Origin of the sequence: Crassaminicella indica, from assembly GCF_019203185.1 — a bacterium.
GTDB lineage: Bacteria > Bacillota > Clostridia > Peptostreptococcales > Thermotaleaceae > Crassaminicella > Crassaminicella indica.
This window is the reverse complement of sequence record NZ_CP078093.1, coordinates 2,031,539-2,056,492: the sequence shown is the minus strand read 5'-3', so window position 1 is coordinate 2,056,492 and position 24,954 is coordinate 2,031,539. Positions and strand designations below refer to the sequence as shown.

Below are 24,954 nucleotides of genomic sequence, written 5' to 3'. Positions count from 1 at the left end.
CACCCATTTTTCTTTATCTCTTTAATCAAAATGATTTTCAATATATTTTTCTGCTGCAACAGCTGCAATTGCACCATCTGCTGTAGCAGTTACTACCTGCCTTAAGGATTTTACTCTAATATCTCCAGCAGCAAATACACCTGCTACACTTGTTCTCATGTCTGCATCTGTTATAACATATCCATCATCTGTTAATTCAATTTTTCCTTTATATACATCACTTTGAGGTTTATATCCTACAAATGGGAATATCCCAAATGTTCCATCATTTTCATCTGCATGATATTCTGTAATTTTACCTGTTTTTTTGTTCTTAAATACAATAGCTTCTACAATTCCATCTCCTTTTATTTCTTCTACTACTGTATCCCACATAAAATCTATTTTTTCATTTTTAAATGCTTTCTCTTGAATTGATTTTGCAGCTCTTAACTCATCTCTCCTATGTACAATCGTAACCTTTTTGGCAAATTTCGTTAGATACATAGCTTCTTCTAATGCAGAATCTCCTCCTCCTATTACAAATACTTCTAAACCTGTAAAAAAGTCTGCATCACAAGTTGCACAATAGGATACTCCTTTTCCTATTAATTCCTTTTCTCCTGGACAACCAATTTGTTTTGGTGTAGCACCACTTGCAATTATTACTGCCTTAGACTTATATACTTCCTTCTCTCCCTTTATTACCTTTACTTTTTCAGTAAAATCAACATCTATCACTGTATCCTTCTTTCTTTCTGCACCAAATTCCTCTGCCTGTTCTACCATCCTTGCAATAAGGCTTGGCCCTGTAGCATTCTGAATAGAGCCTGGATAATTTGCTACTTCATTTGTCGTAACAATCTGACCTCCTGTTTTATCCTTTTCTAAAATCAATGTTTTCATTTTCGCTCTTGCTGCATATAGACCTGCTGCAAGTCCAGCAGGTCCTGCTCCTATTATGATTACGTCATATAGTTTTTCCATTTTAATCCTCCTTTAATATATAATATTCCTATCTATCATGCATATAATGGAAAAGAGAGTTTCTTCTCTTTTATACTTATTGTATACAATCATTATAATATTTACAATGCTGCTTTAATAAACACATATCACATTTTGGATTTTTAGCTTTGCAAATTCTTCTTCCATGAAAGATCAACATATGATGAGCTTTAGTCCATTTATTTTTAGGAATATTTTCCATGAGCTGTTTTTCTGTATCCTTTACATTATCACTATCTGCCAAGCCAATTCTATTAGATACTCGAAAAACATGGGTATCCACAGCTATTGCTGGTACTCCAAAAACATTACTCAATACTACATTTGCAGTTTTTCTACCTACTCCTGGCAGTTTCATTAATTCTATTCTACTATTAGGTACCTTGCCATCATATGCTTCAACTAATATTCTACAAGTATTTAATACATTTTTTGCCTTACTACGATATAACCCTATTTCTTTTATTATATTTTCTAGTTCAACTATCTCTAACTGCAAAAAATCTTTTGGTGTTTTATATTTTTCAAATAATTCTTTCGTAACCTTATTTACTTTCTTATCCGTTGTCTGTGCACTAAGAATGGTAGCAATAAGCATTTGAAAGGCATTATGATAATTCAACTCACACTTAGCATCTGGATACATATCTTCTAGTACTCTTAAAATTTTATTTATTTCCGCTTGTGATTTTTTTACACGCATAAAATCTTCCTCTCTAAACTATGTTCAACATCTGACTTTACTATTTCTACCCTAGTATCCCCTATATAAACTTTATAATATTATTAATCATTTTAATCATCTATAGAATATTCTACAACAATTATCTTATATTAACTTTTAAAAAAACTTATTTTTTTACATTTTTTTCTTGACCATGTTTGCATATACATATAAAATAAATCTTGAAAATATATTGACCGACCGGTCAGTTTTGGAGGGATAAAATGAACAGAAAAATCATCTTACTATTCACAGCAATTCTATTTGTAACTATTGTGTTTACAGGATGTGGAAAAAAACAAATAGTTGCAGCAAAAGAAGAAAAATTAGTAAATGTTCAAACAACTAAAGTAGAAAAAAATAGCTTAATACTAAAAACAACATTATCAGGGAAAATAAAGCCTATTGAAGAATCCAGTGTTGTTCCTAAAGTTCCTGGGAAGGTAATCAATGTATATGTAGAAATCGGAGATAAAGTTCAAAAGGGCGATGTACTTTTTGAATTAGATCCAACAGATTTATCTAATGCTGTAAAACAGGCTGAAGCTGCCTACAATGCTTCTCTTGCAAATCTAAAATTAAAAGAAGAACAAATCGCGAATGCAAAGAAAAACTATGAAAGAAATAAAGCCTTATATGAACAAGGAGTCATTTCTCAGCAGATTTTCGAACAATCACAGCTTCAAGCATCTGATGCACAATTAAATATGGTAAAAGCTCAAGTAGAGCAATCAAAAGTAGCTCTTGAAAATGCTAAATCACAACTATCTAATTGTACTATTACAGCACCTATTTCTGGTTTTGTCACCTCTGTAGATATAAGCAAAGGCGAAATGGCATCAAACGGCATGCCTGCTATAACTATTGCAAACTTAGATACAGTTCTTATTGAAACAAATATATCAGAGCATCTCATTAACAAGGTTCATAAAGGTGATTCTGTAAATATCCTTGTAAAATCAGCAAGCAAGGAGCCTTTAAAAGGAAAAATATTTGCATTATCTCCAGCACCTACAAAAAATGGACTTACCTATCCAATGAAAATAACATTAGAAAATAAAGACAATTTAGTAAAAGCTGGTATGTTTGCAGAAATCAGCATTGTTTCTGATAAAAAAGAGAATATTATTACGATTCCATCTGATTCAGTAGTTGTAAAAGAAGGAAAAGAAGTTGTATTTGTAATCACAAATAATCAAGCTCAAATGAGAGAAGTATCATTAGGACTTGATAATGGTAAAGAGGTTGAAGTATTGGACGGATTAAATGTAGGTGATGTAATCGTAACTAAAGGTCAAAACTACTTGGATGAAGGAAATAAAGTAAAAATCACTGAATAGGAGTTGATACTATGAATTTATCAAAAATATCTGTAAATAGACCTGTTACCACCCTCATGTTTATGCTAATTGCAATCCTATTAGGTGGTGTTTGTTTAAATTTGCTTCCAATTGACCTTTATCCAGAAATGGAAATTCCTGTAGCAATCGTTTCTATAAATTATAGCGGTGCAGCACCTGAAGAAATAGAAACACTCATTACAAAACCAATCGAACAATCCATTGCTACTGTTAGTAAATTAAAAAATCTATCTTCTTATTCAAGAGAAGGCAGTTCTATTGTTGTAGCTGAATTTGAGTCTAATACAGACATGGATATGGCAGCACTTGAAATGAGAGAAAAAGTTGATTTAGTAAAAGGCATTTTACCTGATGATGCTTCCACTCCTTTAGTATTAAAAATAGACCCTAACGCCCAGCCCATAATACAGCTTGGTATATCCTCTGATATGGACAGTGGAAAGCTTCAAAGCCTTATAGAAGATGAAATCTTATCTCGCTTTGAAAGAATAGATGGTGTTGCATCTGTTGATACTTATGGTGAAAATGAAAGAGAAGTAAAAATCAAAGTAGACCAAGACAAATTATCTGGCTACGGACTAACCCTTACACAAATTAAAAATATATTAAAAGCTGAAAACTTAAATTTACCAGGTGGTCGAGTAAATAAAGGAGAAAAGGAATTATTAGCAAGAACTACTGGAGAATTTAAAACTATAGATGACATAAAAGCAGTTCCGATTATTCTAAAAAATGGCGAAATCATAAAGCTTTCAGATATTGCTAATATTTCTCTTGATTATAAAGACGTAGAAAGTTTGATCAGAGTCAATAAAAAGAATGCTCTAGGAATTGCCATAAAGAAACAATCTGTTGCCAATACAGTAAAAGTTGCCGAAAAGGTTTTACAAGAAGTGGCTACTATACAAAAGGACTATCCTCAACTAAACATTGTTGTAGGCGTAGATCAATCAAAATTTATCAATAAATCAATCAATAATGTTACAAAAAATGCAGTTGTAGGAGGCTGTCTTTCAGTCATTATTCTTTATTTGTTCTTAAGAAACATACGCTCAACCTTTATTGTTGGTATTGCAATCCCTGTATCCATTATTGCAACCTTTGCCCTTATGTATTTTGGAGGCCTTACAATCAACTTAATCTCTTTAGGAGGCTTAGCATTAGGAATCGGTATGCTTGTTGACAACTCTATTGTTGTTTTGGAAAATATTTATCGTCTAAGAGAAGAAGGACTTTCAAGAAAAGATGCTGCAATGAAAGGTGCTAAAGAAGTTGGAATGGCTGTATTTGCTTCAACAATGACCACAATAGCTGTATTCTTACCTATTGTTTTCGTTGAAGGCTTTACTTCTATTGTGTTCAAACAGCTATCTTTCACAGTAACATTTTCATTACTCGCATCTTTAGTCATCTCCCTTACAGTTGTACCAATGCTATCTTCTAAAATTCTAAAGGTTGGAGAAGTAAAGGAAAGAAAGCATACAGGTTTTTCTTTAGGAAAGCTATTAGATATATTCTCAAGCTTTATTGATAGCGTAGCAAAATTCTATGGAAATATATTGAAATTCACCCTAGATCATAGAAAAACAACTATTTTTGTTGGTTTAGCAATATTCATTTCTTCCATTGCTTTAGTCAGTATGATTGGTGCAGAATTTTTTCCAAAGGAAGATGAAGGGATGTTTAGTGTTAAAATAGAAGTTCCTTTTGGCACCAGCTTAGAAAATACAGATAAAATCGTTTCTGAGGTTGAAAACATTGTAAATAATATTCCTGAAAAAGAAAAAGTATTTACTATCGTTTCGTCAAATCTTGGATTTTCATCTTCTGCTTCAAACAGTTCAACTGTCATGTGTGCATTAGTAGATCAAAAGAATAGAAAACGATCTACAGAAGATATTGTAAATGAAGTAAGAAAAAAAATATCTGTTATTTCAGGAGCAGATATTTCTGTTAGTGAAGCTTCCTCTATGGCAGGTGGCGGTCCACAAAAAGCTCCTATTGAAATAGAAATCAAAGGAGATGATATTAAACTTTTAAAATCCATCGGGGAGGATTTTGAAAAAATTGTAAAATCTATTCCTGGTACAGCAGATGTAAGTCTAGATACAGAAGAAGGAGAACCAGAAGCAAGAGTAATTTTGGATAGAGAAATAGCTTCCCACTATGGTATTACCACATATGATTTAGCAAATATCTTAAAAGCAGCAGTAGATGGCGTAAAAGCCACTAATTTTAAATATGATGGAGATGAAATCGATGTGAATCTCTCTTTAGATGACCATGTAAAGGATTCTATTGAAAATATGAAGCAAATATTAATCAAATCTCCTACAGGTACCGTAGTTCCTATTGGTCAAATTGCTGATATAGAATATGGAAATTCTCCTACGCAGATTAAAAGAATCAATCAGGTTCGAACAGTTACAATATCTTCTCAATTATATGGTAGAGATTTAAAATCTGTAACAGACGACATTCAGAAAAAGTTTGAAGAGCATCCATTACCATCAGGATATCGTTACAACTTTACAGGACAACAAGAAGACATGATGGAAGCATTCTCAAGTCTTGCAAAAGCACTGCTTCTATCTATTATCTTAGTTTATATGATTTTAGCATCACAATTTGAATCATTACTACATCCTTTTACAGTAATGCTTTCTGTACCATTTGCATTATCAGGGGGACTGATTGGTCTTTTCATCACAAAACGTTCCCTATCTGTTCCAGCATTTATTGGTGTTATTATGTTGGCTGGAATAGTTGTAAATAATGCCATTGTTTTAGTAGACTATATTAATCAATTAAGAGAACAGGGGTTGAGTAGAAAAACAGCTATCATTCAAGCTGCTGCTACAAGATTTAGACCTATTCTTATGACAACACTAACAACCGTTTTAGGATTAATGCCATTAGCACTAGGAATCGGAGAAGGAGCATCTACACAAGCTCCAATGGCTACTGTAGTTGTAGGTGGGCTACTGCTATCAACAGTATTGACCCTAGCATTTATACCTGTTGTATATACCGTATTTGATGACATACTGATAAAAATAAAATCCAAATTTAAAGGCAAAAAGAAAAAAGTTATTCATGAAAACCATTAGTTCTTAGGTTTGTTGGAGGTTTGACATGAAAAAAGTAAAAGACAAAAAACAATTAATTATTGAAGCTGCTATGAAAATATTTTGTAGAGATGGATTCCATAAAGCAACAGTCAGTGAAATAGCAGCTAAAGCTGGTGTTGGTAAAGGTACCATTTACGAATATTTTGATAGTAAAAAACAATTGTTTATAGAAATGATGAAATATTATGCTAATCTTTACTATGAAAATCTAATCGCAGCTATTGAAAAAGAAAAAACTATTATGGATAAATTGAAACGCTATATTCTTATTGAAGAAGAAATTATGACAAAGCATGGTGATTTAGCTCAAATATTTATGCGTGAAGCTTATAATATTGGTTTAGAGGTTCATAAAATCATGAAAAACAATAGGATAAAACAAATTCAGTTCTTTGCAGATTTGATTCAAGCTGGCATAGATGAAGGTATTTTTAGAAATGTTAATCCTTATACTGCTGCATTAGCTTTCATGGGTAGCGTTCATCACATTCAAGTTAGCAAAATATTTATAAAGGATTCTTACTCAGAAGAAATAAATATAGAAAATCTACATGATCTATTATTAAATGGTATAAAGAAATAGGTGGCAAGCCACCTATTTCTTTATCTTCTAAACATTCTTGGTCCCTTACTTTTTCTCTCATCTTTTTTTTCATGATTATATTCTTCTAATTTTTTATTAATCTTCTCACAAATATATTCAAAGGATTGATTAGTTAATATTTCTATTCCTTCTTCAATTGTAGCAATAGGATATATATGAAACTTTCCTTCCTTTACAGCATCTATTACCTCATCAGAAAGAACTAAATCCTCAATATTTTGATGAGGAATGATAACTCCATGCTCTCCTGTAAGTCCATAATATTTGCATAAAGAGAAAAAGCCCTCAATCTTTTCCGTTACCCCTCCTACTGGCTGTATTTCACCTTTTTGGTTTACAGATCCTGTAACTGCAATATGTTGATGAATAGGCACATCACTTATACTAGATAATAATGCATAAAGCTCCGTACTTGATGCACTATCTCCATCTATGCCACTGTAATTTTGTTCAAAGCATATTTTCCCTGTTATGCTTAAAGGATATTTTTGTGCAAACTTTTCATTTAAATAACCTTCTAGAATCATCACTCCCTTATCATGAACACTTCCACTCATATCTACTTCTCTTTCAATATTTATAACCCCTTTATTCCCCGCAAAAGTTGTAACCGTAATAACAGAAGGCTTCCCAAAAATATAGTCTCCCAAATCAATAACAGATAAACCATGAATTCTACCTACTTTTTTTCCTTTTAAACTAAATAAAATTTTACCGTTTTTATACATTTCTTCTATTTTTTCTTCGATTTGATTATTTCTGTATATTCTTTCCATATACGCTCTTTTTATATGTTTTTCTTGAATTAATAAGCTCTGCTCCATTTCAGCCCAAACATCCGCTTCAATTAATATTTCAACCAATTTGTTAAATCTTGTAGTAAGCTTTTTTTGACTTCCTGCAATACGATGACTATATTCTAAAACCTTTGCAACACCACTTACATCTAAATGCTTAAGCCCCTCTTTGTTGCAAAAAAAACTTATGAAATGAGCCATTTTCATCTCATTCTCTAATGTTGCATCCATCACAGAATCAAAATCAACTTTTATTTTAAATAATTTTTCAAAATCTTCATCGTATTCATAAAGAAGGCGATATATATATGAATTTCCAATAAGTATTACCTTCAAATTCACTGGTATAGGCTCAGGCTTCAATGAAGCAATATCTATAATTCCTAAATGAGTTCTAAGACCCTCTACCCTTACTTCACTAGTTTCTATTACTCTTTTTAAAGTATCCCAAGACTTAATATTTCTAAGCACCTGATCTGCTTGAAGAATTAAATAACCACCATTTGCTTTGTGAATAGCACCAGGTCGAATCATAGTAAAATCCGTCTTTAATGACCCTTGCTCATTTTCGTACTCAATTTTTCCTGTAAGATTTTGATAATTAGGGTTGTATTCAATAATTACAGGTGCCCCATCATTATTGCTATTGTCTACAAATAGATTTACTTTGTATTTTTTAATAAAATCTTCTTCTAACAAATCCTCTTGTTCATCTTCTTCTACATCAAAATCATATATATTCTCTACAATATCTTTTTTAACAGCTTTCAAATATTTTATTACTTTTTCATTCTCTTTATATTTATCAAAGAGTATATCCATACAAGGTTTTATAACTTTTTTTGCTAATTCCCGATCTAATTTAGCTATATTCCTCTTTGCTTTATATTCAACAGCTTTTATTTTTCTCAATAATTCTAATGCTTTTATTTCTACATCTTCTGCCTTCCTTTCAATTTCTTTTCTTTGTTCTTCATCTAATTCTTGATATTCTTGATCACTCATTGCCTTCCCATCAATAAGTGGCGCAAGCGCAAAGCCTTTGTTTGTATTTTTTATCACAAAACCATTTTCCAAACAATATGCTGTTAATTCTTCTAATAAGGTATTTCTTTTTTCCTGATATTTTTTAATGATTTCTGTCTTTTCTCGTTCATAAGCTTCATCAACAAATGCTTTTGGAATCTCTTCTAAAAGCTCATTAATTAATTCATCCATATCATCACAAAATATTTTTCCCATCCCAGGAGGTACATTCAAAGAAATAGGTCGACTTGGCTCTTCAAAATTATAAACATAACACCAATCATCTGGTATATTTTCTAACTTTGCATTTTTTTCTACTATTTTCTTTACATAACTTTTTTTACCAGTTCCCTTTACTCCAACAACAAATATATTATATTTTGAATTTTTTACATGCAATCCAAATTCCATAGCTTTCGAAGCCCTATCTTGCCCTATAATACCATCTATAGGTTTTAATTCCTCTGTTGATTGAAAGTCAAAATTATCAAGATTGTATATTTTCTTTAATTGTTTATAGGAAAGTTCTTTGTATTTATGCATAAGATCCCCCTTCCTTCCTATCCTTCTTTAATCCATTTTATTCATAAATCTTGTCCATCTCTCCATCTATTTTTATCAAAAAGCCTCCTTAATCATTTCTATATAGGTAAACAACACCAACATAAAGAAAAGAAATATATAAAGATAAGTGAATGACTTCGATAACTTTTGTAAAAAAACTTACTGAAATTTCATGAAAAATACGTTAAAAACCTTCATTGTTTGAACAAAGTGAGTTTTGAAGGTTTAGTATTTTTTCATGGAATGAAGTTTTGTTTTTTCAAAAGTTATCTGGAATGAACTATCTTTTATATTTCATTTTGATGTTGTTTGCCTATTCATCAAACACTAAAAATTCAACAAAAAAAAGACATATTTGTCTTCTTTCATCATTTAGAAGAAAAAGCATGTACCGTATCTAAAGGCCATATTCTAAAATCAGCTTTTCCTGCTATATTTTTTTTTGGTACAAAGCCAAAGCACCTGCTATCATTACTGTCATTTCTATTATCTCCCATAACAAATACCATACCCTTAGGTACAATCCCGCTAGTTAAACTATATAATCGATCCTGATAATCCTCATGTATAATATATGGCTCTTCAATTAACTTATTATTAATATATAAATTTCCTCTTTTTATTTGAAAATGATCTCCTTCCACAGCAATCACTCTTTTAACAAATAATTCGTCTTCTCTCTCATCAATAGGAGGATGAAAAATAATAATATCTCCACGGTGTGGATCTTCAAACAGATAAACAAGCTTGTTGATAAATAGTTTATCATTATTTTTAAGTGTTGGCTGCATAGATAGCCCTTGTACAATTGTAAACCCGAAAACAAATCTTTCTAATAAAAGGGTAACAACAATAACAGTCAATATGCATTTTAACCACTTAAATACCACATCTAACATATCATCACATCCCAATAACTCTTTTTATCAAGTTTTCCCACATTTTAACAATATTATAACTTCATAAAGTATCTTTAATTTATTATATGCTAGATCTATGTTAGAATATCCTCTGGAGGTGTAAAAATGATAAAAATTTCTGTACCTGGTAAACCTATCAGTAAATCAAATTTCAAGCTTAAAAACGTTCATGGACAGGTTTGGATGCCAAGACAAGGTAAACACAGCAAATATATTGCTTATGAAAATAAAATTGCTGGTTTTATTAATCAACAGTATGATGGACCTCCTTTAAAGGGAAACATTATTACTATTATTAATCTTTATTTCCCAGACAAAAGAATGGGAGATTTGCACAATTACCCTAAAAGTATTTGTGATGGTATTGAAAAAAGTGGGATCATCAAAAACGATAAACAGCTAAAGCCTGTTTTGTTATTTGATTATATTGATAAAGAAAATCCTAGAATTGAAATAGAATTATATGAAGCTAGTAAATATAAAGTAAACTATTCTGTTGATCCTATAAAATAACCCTTTATTGAATATATCTTAAACATAAATTTCCAAATACCTCTTGACGAAATAAGACAAAATAAGAGAAAATAATATTAAGCACCATAATTAAAGTTTTTTAGAGGAGGAATAAAGATGACAGTACATATAGGTGCAAAAAAAGGTGATATTGCAGAAACGATTCTTTTACCAGGAGATCCACTACGTGCAAAATACGTAGCTGAGAACTTTTTAGAAAATGTAACATGCTATAATGAGGTTCGTGGTATGTATGGTTATACAGGAACATATAAGGGTAAGAGAGTTTCTGTGCAAGGAACAGGTATGGGAATGCCATCAATAGGAATTTATTCTCATGAACTGATCACAGAATACGGTGTAAAAAACTTAATTCGTATTGGTTCATGTGGTTCCTATCAAAAAGATGTAAAGGTTCGTGATGTAATTTTAGCAATGAGTGCTTCAACAAATTCAAGCTATGCTCAACAGTACGGTCTACCTGGAACATATGCTCCTACAGCTAGCTTTGAATTATTATTAAAAGCTAAAAATATTGCTGACCAAAAAGGGATTCCTACAAAGGTTGGAAATGTTCTTTCTAGTGATATTTTCTATAATGCAGATCCAGATGCTTGGAAAAAATGGGCAGATATGGGTGTATTAGCAGTAGAAATGGAAGCAGCAGCTCTTTATATGAATGCAGCTAAACTAGGTGTGAATGCCCTTGCAATATTAACTGTAAGCGACAGCTTAGTTACACATGAAGAAACAACAGCTCAAGAAAGAGAAAAAACATTAACAGATATGATTGAAATTGGACTAGAGTTAGCATAATGAGGGAATCGATTCATACCAATTCCCTCATTTTTTTATATATAATTTATTATTCCTTTATAACCGATTCTATGATCCCCCCACCAATAACTTCATTTCCATGATAAAATACTACTGATTGTCCTGGTGCAATAGCTCGTTCCTTTTTATCAAATATAACTTTAACCCATCCTTTTCCTAAGCTAAAAACCGTAGCAGGTAAAAACCATCCCCACTGACAAACCTTTGCTTCTACTCTAAGTTCCTCTTCTAGCTTATCAAAAAGCGTAAAGTTTACATTTTTAGCTATTAATCCTATTGAATAAGTATCTTGATCCTCTCCAAGAACAATCTCATTCTTTTCAGCATCTATTGCAACTACAAACATTGGGCGATTGCAATTTATTCCAAGTCCCCTTTTCTGTCCAATTGTATAATAAACAATTCCTTTATGTTTTCCAATTATTTTTCCAGTTTTATCTACAAAATTACCACTTTTTGATGCATTTGAAGATACAGATGTAAGATAGGATATATGATCTTCATTTGGAACAAAGCATATACCTGTACTATCATTTTTTTTTGCAATCATAGGATCAATTTCAAATGCCAATTTTCTAACTTCTTCCTTTGAATTAAATTTCCCAAGAGGCAATAATATATGCTTTAATTGTTCTTGACTCAAAGAATAAAGATTATATGCCTGGTCTTTTCTTTCTGCTACGCCCTTAAAAATTCGATATCTTTTTAGCTCTTTATCATAACGAATAGTAGCATAATGACCAGTAGCAATATAATATGCACCTAAGCTATGAGCAGTTTCTATGAGTTTTCCATACTTTATAATCCGATTACATGTAACACATGGATTAGGTGTTCTGCCTTTTAAATATTCCTCTTCAAACTCCTTTTTAACAGTTATTTTAAAAATATCTTTATAATCTACTATATAATGAGGGATATCAAGAATTTTAGCAATTCGTTTTGCATCTTTTACAAACTTAGGCTCAATTACATTGCAATCCTTGTCATATTCATCACAGACAATCATTGTAATACCTATAACATCATATCCCTCTTTTTTAAGAATATACGCTGTAGCAGTACTATCAACACCACCACTTAAGCCAACAGCTACTTTATTTTTGCTCATCAATTTTTATCACCTTTTCATTTTACTAAGCTTCAAAAAAGAAATATATAAGGATAAGTGAATAAGCTTTGAAGTTTTTTATCTATATTTATCTTTCAAAATTTTTATTTCTTCTTCATAACCTTTTACATCATTAGGTGTTTCTAATATAAATGGAAGATGCGACAGCTTAGGATGATTTATAATATTTATAATAGCATCCAACCCTATCGTTCCCTTTCCTATTAATTCATGTCTATCTTTATTACTACTTAACTCATGCTTACTATCATTTAAATGAAATGCTTTTACCCTATTAAGTCCTATAATATTATCAATTTCTTCAATGACTCCATCAAGATTATTCACAATATCGTAACCACTTGAATACAAATGACACGAATCTAAACATAAGCCTATTTTATCATTATATTTAACTCCATCAATAATTTGTTTAAGTTCTTCAAGTGATTTTCCAACTTCTGTTCCTTTTCCACTCATTGTTTCTAATAAAATCCAAGTGTCTATATCTTCTTTTATTACTTCATTTAATGCATTTATAATCTGTTCAATACCCTTTTTAACTCCTTGTCCTGTATGAGAACCAGGATGAAAATTGTATAAACTGTTTGGAATGTGTTTTAACCTTTCTAAATCGTCTTTTAATATATTCTTTCCGAATTCACGAATATCTGGTTTAGCTGAACATAAATTCATTGTATATGGAGCATGAGCTAAAATAAATGAAAAATTATTTTTTTCCATTAGCTCGTTTGATTTTTTTATATCTTCTAAATCTAGTTCTTTAGCTTTTCCTCCTCTTGGATTTCTAGTAAAAAATTGAAAAGTATTAGCATTAATACTTAATGCTTCTTTTACTGCTTTATAAAAACCTTTTGATATTGATAAATGACACCCTATATTCAACATCTTTTTCACAACCTTTCTATCTTAATACTTTTATTAAAAATATTCCTATTATCGTTAAACCAATAGTTGTATTCACTACAACCCCTAAAATATATCCAACAATAGTTCCAACACCTGATTTCATAGAATCCTTTAACTCTTTTCCATAAGACCATTCTCCTATACATGTACCTAAAAATTGACCTATTAATAATCCTAGTATATTTAACATTAAGAATCCAATAAAGCCTCCTAATATTCCTCCAATAATTCCTGGTTTTGTAGCCCCGAATTTCTTTGCTCCTAGCATACTAGAAACATAATCAAATATAAAAGCTAAAATAGTAAGAACTGCAAAAAATATAATCCAACTTACACTTATCTTTTCAAACCTTGTAAACATACCATATCCTAATGTTGATAAAAAAATCAATCCATTTCCAGGGATTCCAGGTATAAAGCTGCCTATTAGACCTATTATCATCAGAATAATTACTACAAATAGCACAAAAACACTCCCTTTTACAATAAAATTTTACCCAAGCTTCTTTATTTCAACCATTTTTTAAATAAGCAAAAGCAGTGATTTTTTCACTGCTTTTAAATTTACAATAAATTTATTCTTCAAAACAGCTTCCGCCAATAAATTCTTTTATGATAGAAGTTTGAGGGATAACATTATCTTCTTCTATAGAAACAAAGTAATGAAGGAATTTTAAAAGTCTTTTTGCTTCTGTATATTCCGGTTCTTCTTCTGATATTTCATTTAAAAGAGGCTCTGCATATTTTTTGAGGACTGCTAATTCATATACCAAAGCAGAATTAAACATAATATCTGCTTCTTCCTGAAATGGAAAAATATTTCTCTTTTCTCCTCTTCTAACAGAATTCCAAAGCTTTAATGTAGTAAGAGCAGAATGTCCTCTATATTTACTATCCCTTACAATTCTTCTAATAAGTCTAGTATCTGTAGTAGGTATTCTGTTATGATCGTCAATATTTAATTGAGTTAATGCACTAACATATATTTTGAATTTTTTATCTTGAGTAATATCTTTTGTTAATTTATCATTGAGTCCATGTATTCCTTCAATAATAATTGGCTGATCTTCTTTTATTTGCATAAATTTTCCTCTATATTCTCTCAATCCCTTATGAAAATTAAATGTGGGAATTTCTACACGATCTCCATTTAACAATCTTGTAAGATGCTCATTGAACAAATCTAAATCCACAGCTTCTAATGCTTCAAAATCATACTCGCCATTTTCATCTCTTGGAGTAAGCTCTCGATCAACAAAATAATCATCTACCGATAATGCCACAGGTTTTAATCCATTTACTTTTAGCTGAATAGCTAGTCTCTGAGCAAAAGTTGTTTTTCCAGAAGAAGATGGTCCTGCAATTAAGATAATTCTTTTATTCTTTTCTGTAATCTTATCTGCTATTTGTGCAATCTTTTTTTCATGCAGAGCTTCTGCTATTCTAATAAGCTCTGGATACTCTTTATCTATAATCCTTTTATTCAAATTGGCAACATAGCCAACCTCCATTATTTCTCCCCATTTTTCTGCTTCTCTAAATATATTCGCAAGCTTCTTTTGTTCCTCAAAGGGAGGAATTTCATTTGGATTATATTTTTCAGGATATTGTATAATTACTCCCGGAGCATAATATTTTAGCTGAAACAATTTTAAATAACCTGTACTTGGAACCATATACCCATAAAAATAATCCTTTAACCATCCACAGCTGTATATATTTATTTCTGGGCTTTTTCTAAAATCTAAAAGCTCAGTTTTAGCTTCTAGTCCTAATTCTTTAAAAATTCTCTTTGCTTCTTCTATAGATACGCTACTCTTTGTAAAAGGTACATCCTCCTCAATGATCTCTCTCATTCTAGCTTCAATTCTTTTAACATCCTCCTCTGTTATTTCCCTTTTATAATGTATTTCGCAATACAAGCCCTTGCTTAAAGAATGTTCAACAGTTACTTTACAGCCTGATAGAATTTCCATAGCTGCTCTTATAAAAACAAAGGATAAGCTTCTTTGATAAATTCTTATTCCATCTGCTGTAGATAAATCAACAAGCTCAATATTAGCATCTTCATGTACTTCATAGTCTAATTCTCTTAATTGATTATTCATTTTTGCGCCAACTATAATGTATCTAGTATTATCTTTAAATTTTTTACTGATTTCCTTTAGGGTAATTCCTTTATAAACTTCTATTTCTTTTTCACCATCAATGACAATCTTTATTTTTTTATCAGTATTCATCTTGCACTCCCCCTTATGATTGTTGTTTTATGAATCTATTTCATATTCTATTATACCCAAAATTAAACATTTAATCTTCCCATAAATGAAAGAAAGTTCCTGTTTTTTTCAGGAACTTCCCTTTCTTTACATATTTTATTTATTTGATTGAGAAATATCGCTTAAAGCATCTCCAGCCTCATTTATATAAATGTTTACAGTAGCTAAATCTCCTATGGATAGTATCCCTACAAGACGTCCATTTTCTATTACAGGTAGCCTTCTTATTTGATTATCTGCCATAAGCTTTGCTGCCTCATGCGCATGCATATCTGGTGTTGCATAAACTAATTGACCTGACATAACGTCTTGTGCATTTACATCAATATTTCCATTTGAAACACTGCGAAGAACAATATCCCTATCTGTAACAATACCAATTGCACGATTATTTTGATCACAAACTGGAATAGATCCTACATCTAAATCTCTCATTTTTGTTGCAATTTGGCTAATTGGTGTATTAGTATTTGCAAAAGATACTTCTTTTGTCATCAAATCTCTAACTTTCATTACAATCAACCTCCTTTAATATTTTTCATTATTTATCATGTGCAATTAAACACAAAAATAAACAAAAAAGCTTAGGCAAATTTCCTAAGCTTTTTACTTAACCTTTCCGATTTTATTAAATGGATATAATCTAACCAAAACCTTTCCTCTAACAACATCTATCTTAACAGGTCCTACTCTTTCATCTCTACTATCTAAACTATTTTGTCTATTGTCTCCCATTACAAAGATCATATCCTTTGGAACCACAAGCTCAACCTCACCAGGAGTATAATCTCCATTAATATATGGTTCATTTAATTTTTCTCCATTTACATAAACTTCTCCATCTGTCACTTTTATTTTATCTCCTGCAACACCTATCACTCTCTTAATTAGATCTTTATCTTTTCCTTCTAATGTCTTTAAATGGGATTTGAATACCACTATATCTCCTCTTTCTGGTTCATGCATCATATAAGGAATTTTATTAATAATCAAATAATCATATTCATTCAAAGTTGGATACATAGAATAACCCTTAACCAAGGTAGGTCTTACAAATTGTGTTATAACCATTGCAATCACTACAGATATAACTATGGTTTTAATCCATTCTACAAGCTCTTTTCTATTCATTTTTATCTCTCCTTATTAAACTTCAGTACAATTTATTCTATCATGTATTTGAAATTTGAACAATCAAGAATTAGGATTTCTCCCTTAATACACCTTCATATACGTTTTTATAATGATTATGAAAATAAATCTGTTTTTATATTTTCTAATATTTTTGGCAAATCTGAATAAAAACTTTTTCCATTTAAATAATCTAAATTTCCAATGCATTTTTTAAAAGATATTTTATAAGCATGTAAAAACTGATGCTTTAATCCAAATTTTTTTTTGAAAAATTCATTTATTTTTATATCTCCATATTTGCTATCTCCAACGAGTGGTTGTCCAATGCTTGCTAAATGTGCACGTATTTGATGAGTTCTACCTGTAATGATTTCAACCTCTACTAAACTGTATTGTCCGTTAGTTTGAATTGATCGATAAATTGTATGAATCTCTTTTGCACCCTGCCTTTTCTTATCGATAACTACTACTTTATTTTTTCTTTCATTTTTTATTAAATATCCTCTAAGTTCCTTTTTTCCTTCTAGTTTTCCTTTTACAATAGTTAAGTAATATTTCCTTATGGCATCCTTTTTTCGAATCATTTCATTTAAGTTTTGTAAAGCTTTATTATTTTTTCCGAATATTACAATCCCACTAGTATTTCGATCAAGTCTATTTACACTTGCAGGAACAAAAGTTTTTTCTACTTCTGGATTATATTCTTTCTTATCATATAAATATTTTATTACTTGATTCACCAATGTGTTTTCATTTTCTTTTAAATCTTCATGCACTAAAAGTCCTTGAGGCTTTTCTGCCAATAAAACATTTTTATCCTCATAGACAATACTGAAAGTTCTCTTTATCTTCTTGATCTCTTTTTTTTCAATAAATCCTTCTATAGTCTCTTCGCTTAAATATAGCTGAATATTGTCCCCTTCCTTTAATATGTAGTGATTTTCTGTCCTCTTTTTATTTACCTTAATATTTTTTTTACGAATCATTTTATAAATAAAACTCAACGAAGCCTTTGCCATATATTTTCTAAGAAATTTATCTATTCTTTGATTTGCCTCATTTTTTCCTACGTGTATTTCTCTCATATTTTTCACCTCTACTTTATTATATCGTAAACTACCACCATATTATCATAACAAAATATGAAATCAAAAGAATGTTTAATTTTTAAGCATCAAACCTAAAAATTAAAGGCACAATATTTCATAATCATAAAAAAAGAGAGCTTTCACTCTCTTATTGTACTTTCATATTTAGCTTGTTATTTTTTGTTTTTTTATCTGATATAACTGCATTTTGTTTTTTCCATGATTGAGCTATACAAGCAGTTACAATAAGTACTCCTCCTAAAACAGTTAGCATATCCGGCACTTCTGTCCAAAATAAAAATCCCCACATTCCATTAAAAACAATACCTATATAACGAGTTACAGCTACAACAGCAGCACTCTCGTGAGTAAAAGCTTTAGTTAAAAATACTTGCCCTAATAAAGAAACAGTTCCAATGCATACAAGGTAAAAAAGTTCACGAGCTGTCGGTATAATAAAATCATTCCACATAAGGGGAATAGATACTAAGGTAGCTGTTGCAAGAAAATAAAAAATAATCTCATAGGTATGGTGCTTTTTACTCAAATAACGTATAGTTATTGATGCGCCTGCTGAAAATATAGCACTAATAATACCAAACAACGCATATATAGAGTAAGTGGAATAATTAAATGGTTGAATAACTAACATAGCACCCAAAATAACAATTGGAAGCAGATAAATTGTTTTTTTGGATATTTTCTCCTTTAGGAAAATAACTGAGAAAACAATCACAAAGAAAGGTGATAAATGTACCAATATACTTGCATCTGCTAGAGGTATCTTAGAAATAGTATAGAAATAAGCAAGCAGATAAAGAGCTCCCAAAACACCTCTTAATACAAGCAACGGTATACCTTTCCTCAAGAATCCAACTTTATTGCGTTTCATTATTAAATAAATAAGAATGGTTCCTATAATACTTCTAAAAAATACAACCTCCGCATAGGGAACTGATAAACTGACTGCCTTTACAAAAGCATTCATAATACTAAAAACAAGTGATGATAGAATAGCAAGAATTACACCGTTTTTCATTTTTTTCTCCTTTTCTTTAAATATAATATCTACCCCATATTCTAATACTACAAAGCTTTTCCCTTTATAATTTAATATCTGAGAGTAGTTTGTTTTTTTAAATCAAACACTCTCAGATATCGATATGCAAATTTATTAAAATATATTTGAGTTATTTATATATAAAAAATTATGCAGTATATTCTAGTTGTTTAATATTGCAAGGTCTTATTGGAGTTACTGTAGTATATCCTTTATTACTAACACTTACATCTACTTCCACTTGATAAACCTTTTGTAATAAATCTTTCTTTAATACATCTCTTTGTAATCCTTCTTTTTCTACATAACCATTATGTAACAGAAGAATATTATCACTATAACGTGCTACTAAAGCAAGATCATGAAGCACTGCCACTGTAATAATTCCTTCTTGTTTTGTATATTGTTGTGCTACATCAAGAACTTGAAGTTGATGCCTAAGATCAAGTGCACTGGTAGGTTCATCTAGTAGCAATACTTTTGGTTTTGAAACTAATGCCTGAGCCATTGTTACCAACTGACGCTGGCCTCCACTTAGTCTGCAAAATGGCCTATCACTAAGCGATAATAATCCAAGCCCATCTAGCATTTGTGTTACTGCATCAAGATGATGCTTTTCTACCTTCCAACTAAGTTCTTTTACTCTTCCTAATAAAACCATTTCAAATACAGATAACGTAGTTGTTGTTGTTGACATTTGTGGTACATAAGCAATTTTATTCTTAGAAATAGGTTGACCATTTGAATCTTCTAAAGTTACCTTTCCTTTATATTTAATCAAATGTGCAATCGCTTTAATCATAGTAGTCTTACCTGTACCATTAGGCCCTATAACTGATGTCATTTCACCACCCTTAAGGGTATAAGAAACATCCTTAATTACTGGTTTATGTTGATAACTAACAGCAAGATTTGAAACTTTCATTTTTATCATCTTACTTCAGACCTCCTTAAAATTAAGTAGAGTAAGAATGGTACTCCTACTAATGATGTTACAATTCCAATAGGCACTATGATTCCAGGCACAACTATTTTGGCTATAATTGAAGCTGTAAGCATTAAAAGTGCACCAAACAATGCTGATAAAGGAGATAAGTAACGCTGATCTTCGCCTACTAGTAAACGTGCAAAGTGTGGAGCTACCAAACCAATAAATCCAATTGTTCCTACAAAGGCAACTGCCCCTGCTGTAAGGACTGCACTAATGATAAATACATGTAGACGCAATCTATCTGTATTAACTCCAAGACTTCTTGCTCTCTCTTCACCTGCTGAAAGAGAAGTAAGCTTCCAAGCATAACGAGATAAAACTAAAGAACCTACGATAAAAATCGCACCACTTACAACAACACCTGTCCAAGTAGATTTTAATAAACTACCAAACATCCAAAAAACAATTTCTTGAGCTACTTCTGGTGTAGCACTAAACTGAACTAAGGATTGCAGAGCTTGAAAGAAAAAGTTAATAACAATCCCAAACAAAACCATAGTCTTTGAATCTATCCCCTTGATTTTTCCTAATACATACATAGTCAAACAAGCAGCACACGACATAATAAAAGCCGATAAAGGAACACTAATCCACAACGCATCCTTAACAGGAAAACCTGTAAGATAAGCCAGCGCTGCACCAAAACCTGCTGCAGCAGATATTCCAAGAGTATAAGGACTTGCAAGAGGGTTTCCTAAAATCGTTTGCATTTGTGTTCCTGCCATACCTAATGATGCTCCAACACAAATACAAGTCATGGTCATAGGTAATCTTACAGACCATACAATAGCAATACTTAATCCTTTTGCATCAGGCCCTTGTTTTATAGCATTTATAACATTACTTATACTCAACCATGCTGGGCCAACCATTACATCAATTATTAACCCTACTATCATACTTGCTAATATGGAAAAAAATATAACTCTACGTTTTTGATTGATTTTTCTATAAACAGCCTTTCCGTCAATGCTGTGACTACGTTTTTGCATTACAGCACTTGGATTATTCATTATCCACCCTCCACTTTGTCATAAAGTTTCCATTCGCATCAATTCCTGGAAGATACTTTTCATAAAAAGCATTGTGATTTTTTATTGGATCTACATCTTCAAATGCTTCAGGATATAAAGCTTTTCCAATATATTGTAAATAAACATAATCATATAAGCTTCTTAATCCAGAATGATCCATACAATAAACTTCTTTATTTTTAATAGCAGTTAATCTCTCCCAACCAGGACGATTAGGATAATCCTTAAGTTTTTCTTGAGTTGCCTCATCATCAACATTAAATCCCATTGGGATAAAATCTTTACTTGGATCACTAAAAGTTAAACCTGCAAAGAAAATCACTTCTGGATCAACTGATAATATATACTCAGGACTTAATGCACCATAACTCTTAATTTTTTCAGCAGCAATATTTTTTCCACCTGCTAACTTCACAAGATTTCCCCACATATAATTTCCATAGCTATTTCCATATACCTTAGCACCCTTATTAGCTAACTCAATATACACACGTTTAGGGGAATCTTTATATTTTTCTACACGTTTTTGAACATCCTTTACTGCTGCTACATATTCATCTGCAAGTTGTTTTGCACGTTCTTCTTTTCCCATTACTTTTCCTATGATTTCAGTACTAGCAATGTGTTTTTCAACAGTTTGCGCATTATAATCTACAACAACTACTGGAATCCCAGCAGCTTCAAGTTTTTGAACATTTTCTCCTAATGTTTCATATTGAAATGGTGCTAAAATAGCTACATCTGGATTTGCATTGATTAATCTTTCCATACTAAATTTACCACAATAAATAGAGCCTGAGTCCATTATATCCTTAAGCTCTGGCATGTCTTGCTCATATTTTACATATTGAGAATAAAAAAAGTCTCTCCACTCTCCTTTTGACATAACAGCTACTTTATCAAAAGATCCATCTATAGCAAGAAAGCTTTCAAAGTAAAACCCAAGAAATACTCTCTCAGCTGGCTTCTCTAACACAATTTCTCTACCTAATATATCCTTAAATCTAATCTCTTTTTTTTCTTCATTTGCCTCTTGTGCTATATTATTTGTTTCATTTGATGCTGTCTCTTGATCACCACAACCTATTAACCCTAATGATAATACTACTACAATTAAAAATAAGTAAAATTTTAGTTTTTTCATATTATTCTCCACCTTTTCATAATATTTTTAATATAATTATCCAGTTTAAAATTTTTCACTTTAAAAAAATATATTCCTCCACCTCCTTTTTTTCATTCACATGATTCATTATTCTTTTATCACACATTTGATTATTAATTATAATTATATAATGAATCTCATTATTTAAACAAAATGAAATTCATTATCATTTCCAATTCAAACTATACCAATATTGTTTATTTCTGTCAATAAAAATTTTAAAATAATATATAAATACTTAAGTCGTTCAACTTCATTATAGGGGCTTAACATATGAAATAATGATAAAAAAGAACATGAAAAAAAATTAAAATATTAGATCAAAAAATTATAAAAAGAAAGTTAAATAGATATGTTGAAAAAGTATAAGAAATTATGCTATCCTTTAATTACAGCAAAAAATCAAAAGGGAGGATTATCTATGTGGGAAAAAATAAAGGATCTGTTATATGAAATAAGCGATTTGCTTTTAGCATCTGCAATCATACTAGTAATGACAACTGTTATTACTTGGAAAGTCACAGATTCATTAGCTTTTACAGAAAAAACTGCTATTGGTATTAATGAAGCTACACCAAATGAAAAAGTAAGCAATGAAACTAAACAAGCATCTTTAGAAGAAAATAATAGCCTCCCTACCATAAATGAAGCAGCAAATGAATCTAGCAATGAGAACATAATTTCTGAAAATGAAGAAAAAGTTCAAAATATCCCTGATGCTTCAAGCTCTGAGGAAACAACTGCTACACCTCCACAACAAATAGCTCCTGGACCTGCTATTGTAAAAATTAATATTCCTAGTGGTACTCCTGGAATGGGTATTGCTAAAATCTTAAAAGAAAAAGAGCTTATTGATGATACTGCAAAATTTATTAGCAGAATAGAAGAACTTAAGCTTAGTTCAAAGCTTAAATCAGGTACTTTTAATATTCAAACTAATAGCTCCTTAGATGATATAATTTATATCATTACAGGCAAAAAAAGGTTCTTTGTCAAATAATGTTGGTAAAGAGAATCACAAAGTTAATTGTTGGCCGTTTAAAACCGAATAGGTTTTAGACGGCTTTTAACTTTAATAAATTTTGACTTATAAGTATTCTATTCTTGAAATGAAAAAAGCTTTTGTAGCCAAATGCAATCCTTTTTATTACCTTTATTTTATTATTAATTCCTTCAATTAATCCATTTGTATAATCACATTCAAATGTATTTTTTATATAGTCTTTATACTTTTTAATAGATTTAATAGATGTTTTCATGTAATCAGATATATCTGAATGATTATTGTTAAGAATACTCTCAAGTAATTGATAATTTTTTGTTTTAACAGCATATAAAATACTTTGATAAAGGTTGTATGAAGCTTTTAGTTCAGAATTTTGGTCTAGCAAGTAATTAATAATATCTATTTCTCGCATATTTTTCTTAAAACTACGATGAAAACTCATTTTAATATAATCTACTTTAAAGGCATCTTTCAATAGCAATTTCCAATATTTTTTATATTTATAATAATTTTTATCATTAGAGTTCATAAGTTTTATACAAGTTTTATTAAAAGCTCTATGAAAAAGCTGAATTATATGGAATTTATCTATTACAATTTTAGATTTTGGAAATAGCTTTTTAACAAGTGTCATATATGGTGAATACATATCCATAATAATTCTTTTAACAGAATAACGAGCTTTTTTTGAGTATCTTAAAAAATATTTTTCAAGAAAATGTAATTTTCTATTTTCAACCTATGAAAGTGCAAAAACACTTCAATAATTTTCCATTACAATAAAATTAAAAACATTTATGCAAAACCTTGTGGTGTTAGTATAGTTTTATGGACATCAAATTGTACTTGCTTTACTTTTTTGTGATGGCCTAGTTTTACCTTATTCTATAGAAATTTATGATAAAAATAATATGAGCAAAATAGAAATTGCTTCTAATATAATTAAATCTCTTCCAAAACCAATAAAAAAAGGAAGTCTTCGACTTAGTCACCGTCAAAGATAAAGAATACTATAGGCAAACAACTTCAAAATGAAATATAAAAGATAGTTCATTCCAGATAACTTTTGAAAAAACAAAACTTTATTCCATGAAAAAATACTAAACCTTCAAAACTCACTTCGTTCAAACAATGAAGGTTCTTAACGTATTTTTCATGAAATTTCAGTAAGTTTTTTTCACAAAAGTTATCGAAGTCATTCACTTATCTTTATATATTTCTTTTTTTTATGTTGATGTTGTTTACCTATATATTTACAACTACGTTGGAAAATTAAATGATATGAAAAAAGTATCTATAGTATTAAGTTATCCTAAAGATTCATTTCATAAAGATGGATGCTTGAAAGCATTTATTTCTTTAGATACATCATTAGCACCTTTAGATATATTAAATCGATACATCGATAGATGGATAATAGAACCATTTTTTAGAAATTGTAAAAGAAATTTAGGATTAAATGGATATCAAGTTAGAAGCCCAAAAAGTATTACTAGATATCTAATAATAATGTTAGTAGCTTACACTTACTCCAAATTATGTTCAGGCGTAGCCTTAAGTTTCAACAATGGATTTAAAAAAATACAAAACAATTTAAGAAAAACACAAGTTATTAATATTTATAATGCTGCAATACAAGGTAAACCTATTAATAAAATTTTTGAGTATTTGAAAATTGCATAGAAATGACTT

Annotated in this window: 21 protein-coding genes and 3 pseudogenes; 8 read left to right on the top strand and 16 right to left on the bottom strand. The window is 30.3% G+C overall.

Annotated elements, in window-relative coordinates; genetic code table 11:
• Nucleotides 1–21 precede the first annotated feature (21 nt).
• Together trxB and nth are read right to left on the bottom strand one after the other, a co-directional pair.
• Nucleotides 22–966, bottom strand: coding sequence for a thioredoxin-disulfide reductase (trxB, locus tag KVH43_RS09670; protein WP_218282335.1), 945 nt, complete (start codon nt 964–966; stop codon nt 22–24).
• Nucleotides 967–1,042: 76 nt separating this feature from the next.
• Entirely contained in the window at nt 1,043–1,690 is a 648-nt protein-coding gene (nth, locus tag KVH43_RS09665; protein WP_218282334.1) for an endonuclease III, read from the bottom strand.
• Nucleotides 1,691–1,935: 245 nt separating this feature from the next.
• Here nth and KVH43_RS09660 point away from each other — a divergent pair, with 245 nt between their 5' ends.
• From KVH43_RS09660 to KVH43_RS09650, 3 genes are read left to right on the top strand one after another with little or no spacing between them, the layout of a single operon-like run.
• Nucleotides 1,936–3,051 carry an efflux RND transporter periplasmic adaptor subunit gene (locus KVH43_RS09660; RefSeq protein ID WP_218282333.1) on the top strand — a complete coding sequence of 372 codons (1,116 nt, stop codon included), beginning with the start codon at nt 1,936–1,938 and terminating at the stop codon, nt 3,049–3,051.
• A gap of 11 nt (nt 3,052–3,062) precedes the next feature.
• The gene (locus tag KVH43_RS09655) at nt 3,063–6,182 is read left to right on the top strand and encodes an efflux RND transporter permease subunit (RefSeq protein ID WP_218282332.1); all 3,120 of its coding nucleotides are present in this window, start codon (nt 3,063–3,065) and stop codon (nt 6,180–6,182) included.
• A gap of 25 nt (nt 6,183–6,207) precedes the next feature.
• Nucleotides 6,208–6,786 (top strand): TetR/AcrR family transcriptional regulator, encoded by a 579-nt coding sequence (locus KVH43_RS09650; RefSeq protein WP_218282331.1) that lies wholly within the window; start codon nt 6,208–6,210, stop codon nt 6,784–6,786.
• A gap of 20 nt (nt 6,787–6,806) precedes the next feature.
• On the opposite strand, the gene KVH43_RS09645 is transcribed toward KVH43_RS09650, so the two are convergent.
• Complete coding sequence (locus KVH43_RS09645) at nt 6,807–9,173, bottom strand: Lon protease family protein (protein WP_218282330.1); 2,367 nt, start codon at nt 9,171–9,173, stop codon at nt 6,807–6,809.
• Between the two features lie 389 nt (nt 9,174–9,562).
• A complete protein-coding gene (gene lepB / locus KVH43_RS09640; RefSeq protein ID WP_218282329.1) occupies nt 9,563–10,093 on the bottom strand; it encodes a signal peptidase I in 531 nt (176 codons plus the stop codon).
• Nucleotides 10,094–10,219: 126 nt separating this feature from the next.
• On the opposite strand from lepB (KVH43_RS09640), the gene KVH43_RS09635 reads away from it, so the two are divergent.
• On the top strand, nt 10,220–10,627 hold the full coding sequence (locus KVH43_RS09635; protein ID WP_218282328.1) for a RusA family crossover junction endodeoxyribonuclease: 408 nt from the start codon (nt 10,220–10,222) through the stop codon (nt 10,625–10,627).
• 117 nt (nt 10,628–10,744) lie between these two features.
• Complete coding sequence (gene deoD / locus KVH43_RS09630) at nt 10,745–11,443, top strand: purine-nucleoside phosphorylase (protein ID WP_218282327.1); 699 nt, start codon at nt 10,745–10,747, stop codon at nt 11,441–11,443.
• A gap of 49 nt (nt 11,444–11,492) precedes the next feature.
• On the opposite strand, the gene mnmA is transcribed toward deoD, so the two are convergent.
• The 11 genes from mnmA to KVH43_RS09575 form a co-directional block, all read right to left on the bottom strand.
• Nucleotides 11,493–12,575 (bottom strand): tRNA 2-thiouridine(34) synthase MnmA, encoded by a 1,083-nt coding sequence (gene mnmA / locus KVH43_RS09625; RefSeq protein ID WP_218282326.1) that lies wholly within the window; start codon nt 12,573–12,575, stop codon nt 11,493–11,495.
• 78 nt (nt 12,576–12,653) lie between these two features.
• The gene (locus KVH43_RS09620) at nt 12,654–13,484 is read right to left on the bottom strand and encodes a deoxyribonuclease IV (RefSeq protein ID WP_218282325.1); all 831 of its coding nucleotides are present in this window, start codon (nt 13,482–13,484) and stop codon (nt 12,654–12,656) included.
• Nucleotides 13,485–13,500: 16 nt separating this feature from the next.
• On the bottom strand, nt 13,501–13,971 hold the full coding sequence (locus tag KVH43_RS09615; protein ID WP_218282324.1) for a DUF456 domain-containing protein: 471 nt from the start codon (nt 13,969–13,971) through the stop codon (nt 13,501–13,503).
• Between the two features lie 109 nt (nt 13,972–14,080).
• Nucleotides 14,081–15,745 carry a nucleoside kinase gene (locus KVH43_RS09610; protein ID WP_218282323.1) on the bottom strand — a complete coding sequence of 555 codons (1,665 nt, stop codon included), beginning with the start codon at nt 15,743–15,745 and terminating at the stop codon, nt 14,081–14,083.
• Between the two features lie 135 nt (nt 15,746–15,880).
• Entirely contained in the window at nt 15,881–16,297 is a 417-nt protein-coding gene (locus KVH43_RS09605) for a CBS domain-containing protein (RefSeq protein WP_218282322.1), read from the bottom strand.
• A 93-nt stretch (nt 16,298–16,390) separates the two neighbouring features.
• Complete coding sequence (gene lepB, locus KVH43_RS09600; RefSeq protein WP_218282321.1) at nt 16,391–16,915, bottom strand: signal peptidase I; 525 nt, start codon at nt 16,913–16,915, stop codon at nt 16,391–16,393.
• A gap of 116 nt (nt 16,916–17,031) precedes the next feature.
• Nucleotides 17,032–18,003 carry an RluA family pseudouridine synthase gene (locus KVH43_RS09595; RefSeq protein ID WP_218282320.1) on the bottom strand — a complete coding sequence of 324 codons (972 nt, stop codon included), beginning with the start codon at nt 18,001–18,003 and terminating at the stop codon, nt 17,032–17,034.
• Between the two features lie 151 nt (nt 18,004–18,154).
• Nucleotides 18,155–19,045, bottom strand: a complete 891-nt coding sequence (locus KVH43_RS09590) for a DMT family transporter (protein WP_218282319.1) — start codon at nt 19,043–19,045, stop codon at nt 18,155–18,157.
• Nucleotides 19,046–19,214: 169 nt separating this feature from the next.
• Nucleotides 19,215–20,000: an ABC transporter ATP-binding protein gene (locus KVH43_RS09585; RefSeq protein ID WP_218282318.1), complete on the bottom strand. Its 786-nt coding sequence runs from the start codon at nt 19,998–20,000 to the stop codon at nt 19,215–19,217.
• Nucleotides 19,997–21,070 (bottom strand): FecCD family ABC transporter permease, encoded by a 1,074-nt coding sequence (locus KVH43_RS09580; RefSeq protein WP_255547732.1) that lies wholly within the window; start codon nt 21,068–21,070, stop codon nt 19,997–19,999. Before KVH43_RS09580 ends, KVH43_RS09585 begins: the two co-directional genes overlap by 4 nt.
• On the bottom strand, nt 21,063–22,235 hold the full coding sequence (locus tag KVH43_RS09575) for an ABC transporter substrate-binding protein (protein ID WP_218282317.1): 1,173 nt from the start codon (nt 22,233–22,235) through the stop codon (nt 21,063–21,065). The genes KVH43_RS09580 and KVH43_RS09575 overlap by 8 nt, the downstream gene beginning before the upstream one ends.
• A gap of 442 nt (nt 22,236–22,677) precedes the next feature.
• Between KVH43_RS09575 and KVH43_RS09570 the strand changes: the two genes are divergently transcribed.
• Complete coding sequence (locus KVH43_RS09570; RefSeq protein WP_218282316.1) at nt 22,678–23,256, top strand: hypothetical protein; 579 nt, start codon at nt 22,678–22,680, stop codon at nt 23,254–23,256.
• Nucleotides 23,257–23,311: 55 nt separating this feature from the next.
• Here the strand turns inward: KVH43_RS09570 and KVH43_RS09565 are convergent.
• Nucleotides 23,312–23,986 (bottom strand): annotated as a pseudogene (locus tag KVH43_RS09565) (transposase); the annotation flags it as partial.
• A 103-nt stretch (nt 23,987–24,089) separates the two neighbouring features.
• Between KVH43_RS09565 and KVH43_RS13515 the strand changes: the two are divergent.
• Both KVH43_RS13515 and KVH43_RS09560 read left to right on the top strand, forming a co-directional pair.
• Nucleotides 24,090–24,236, top strand: a pseudogene (locus tag KVH43_RS13515) (IS701 family transposase); the annotation flags it as partial.
• A 274-nt stretch (nt 24,237–24,510) separates the two neighbouring features.
• A pseudogene (locus KVH43_RS09560) lies at nt 24,511–24,945 on the top strand (transposase); the annotation flags it as partial.
• Nucleotides 24,946–24,954 lie beyond the last annotated feature (9 nt).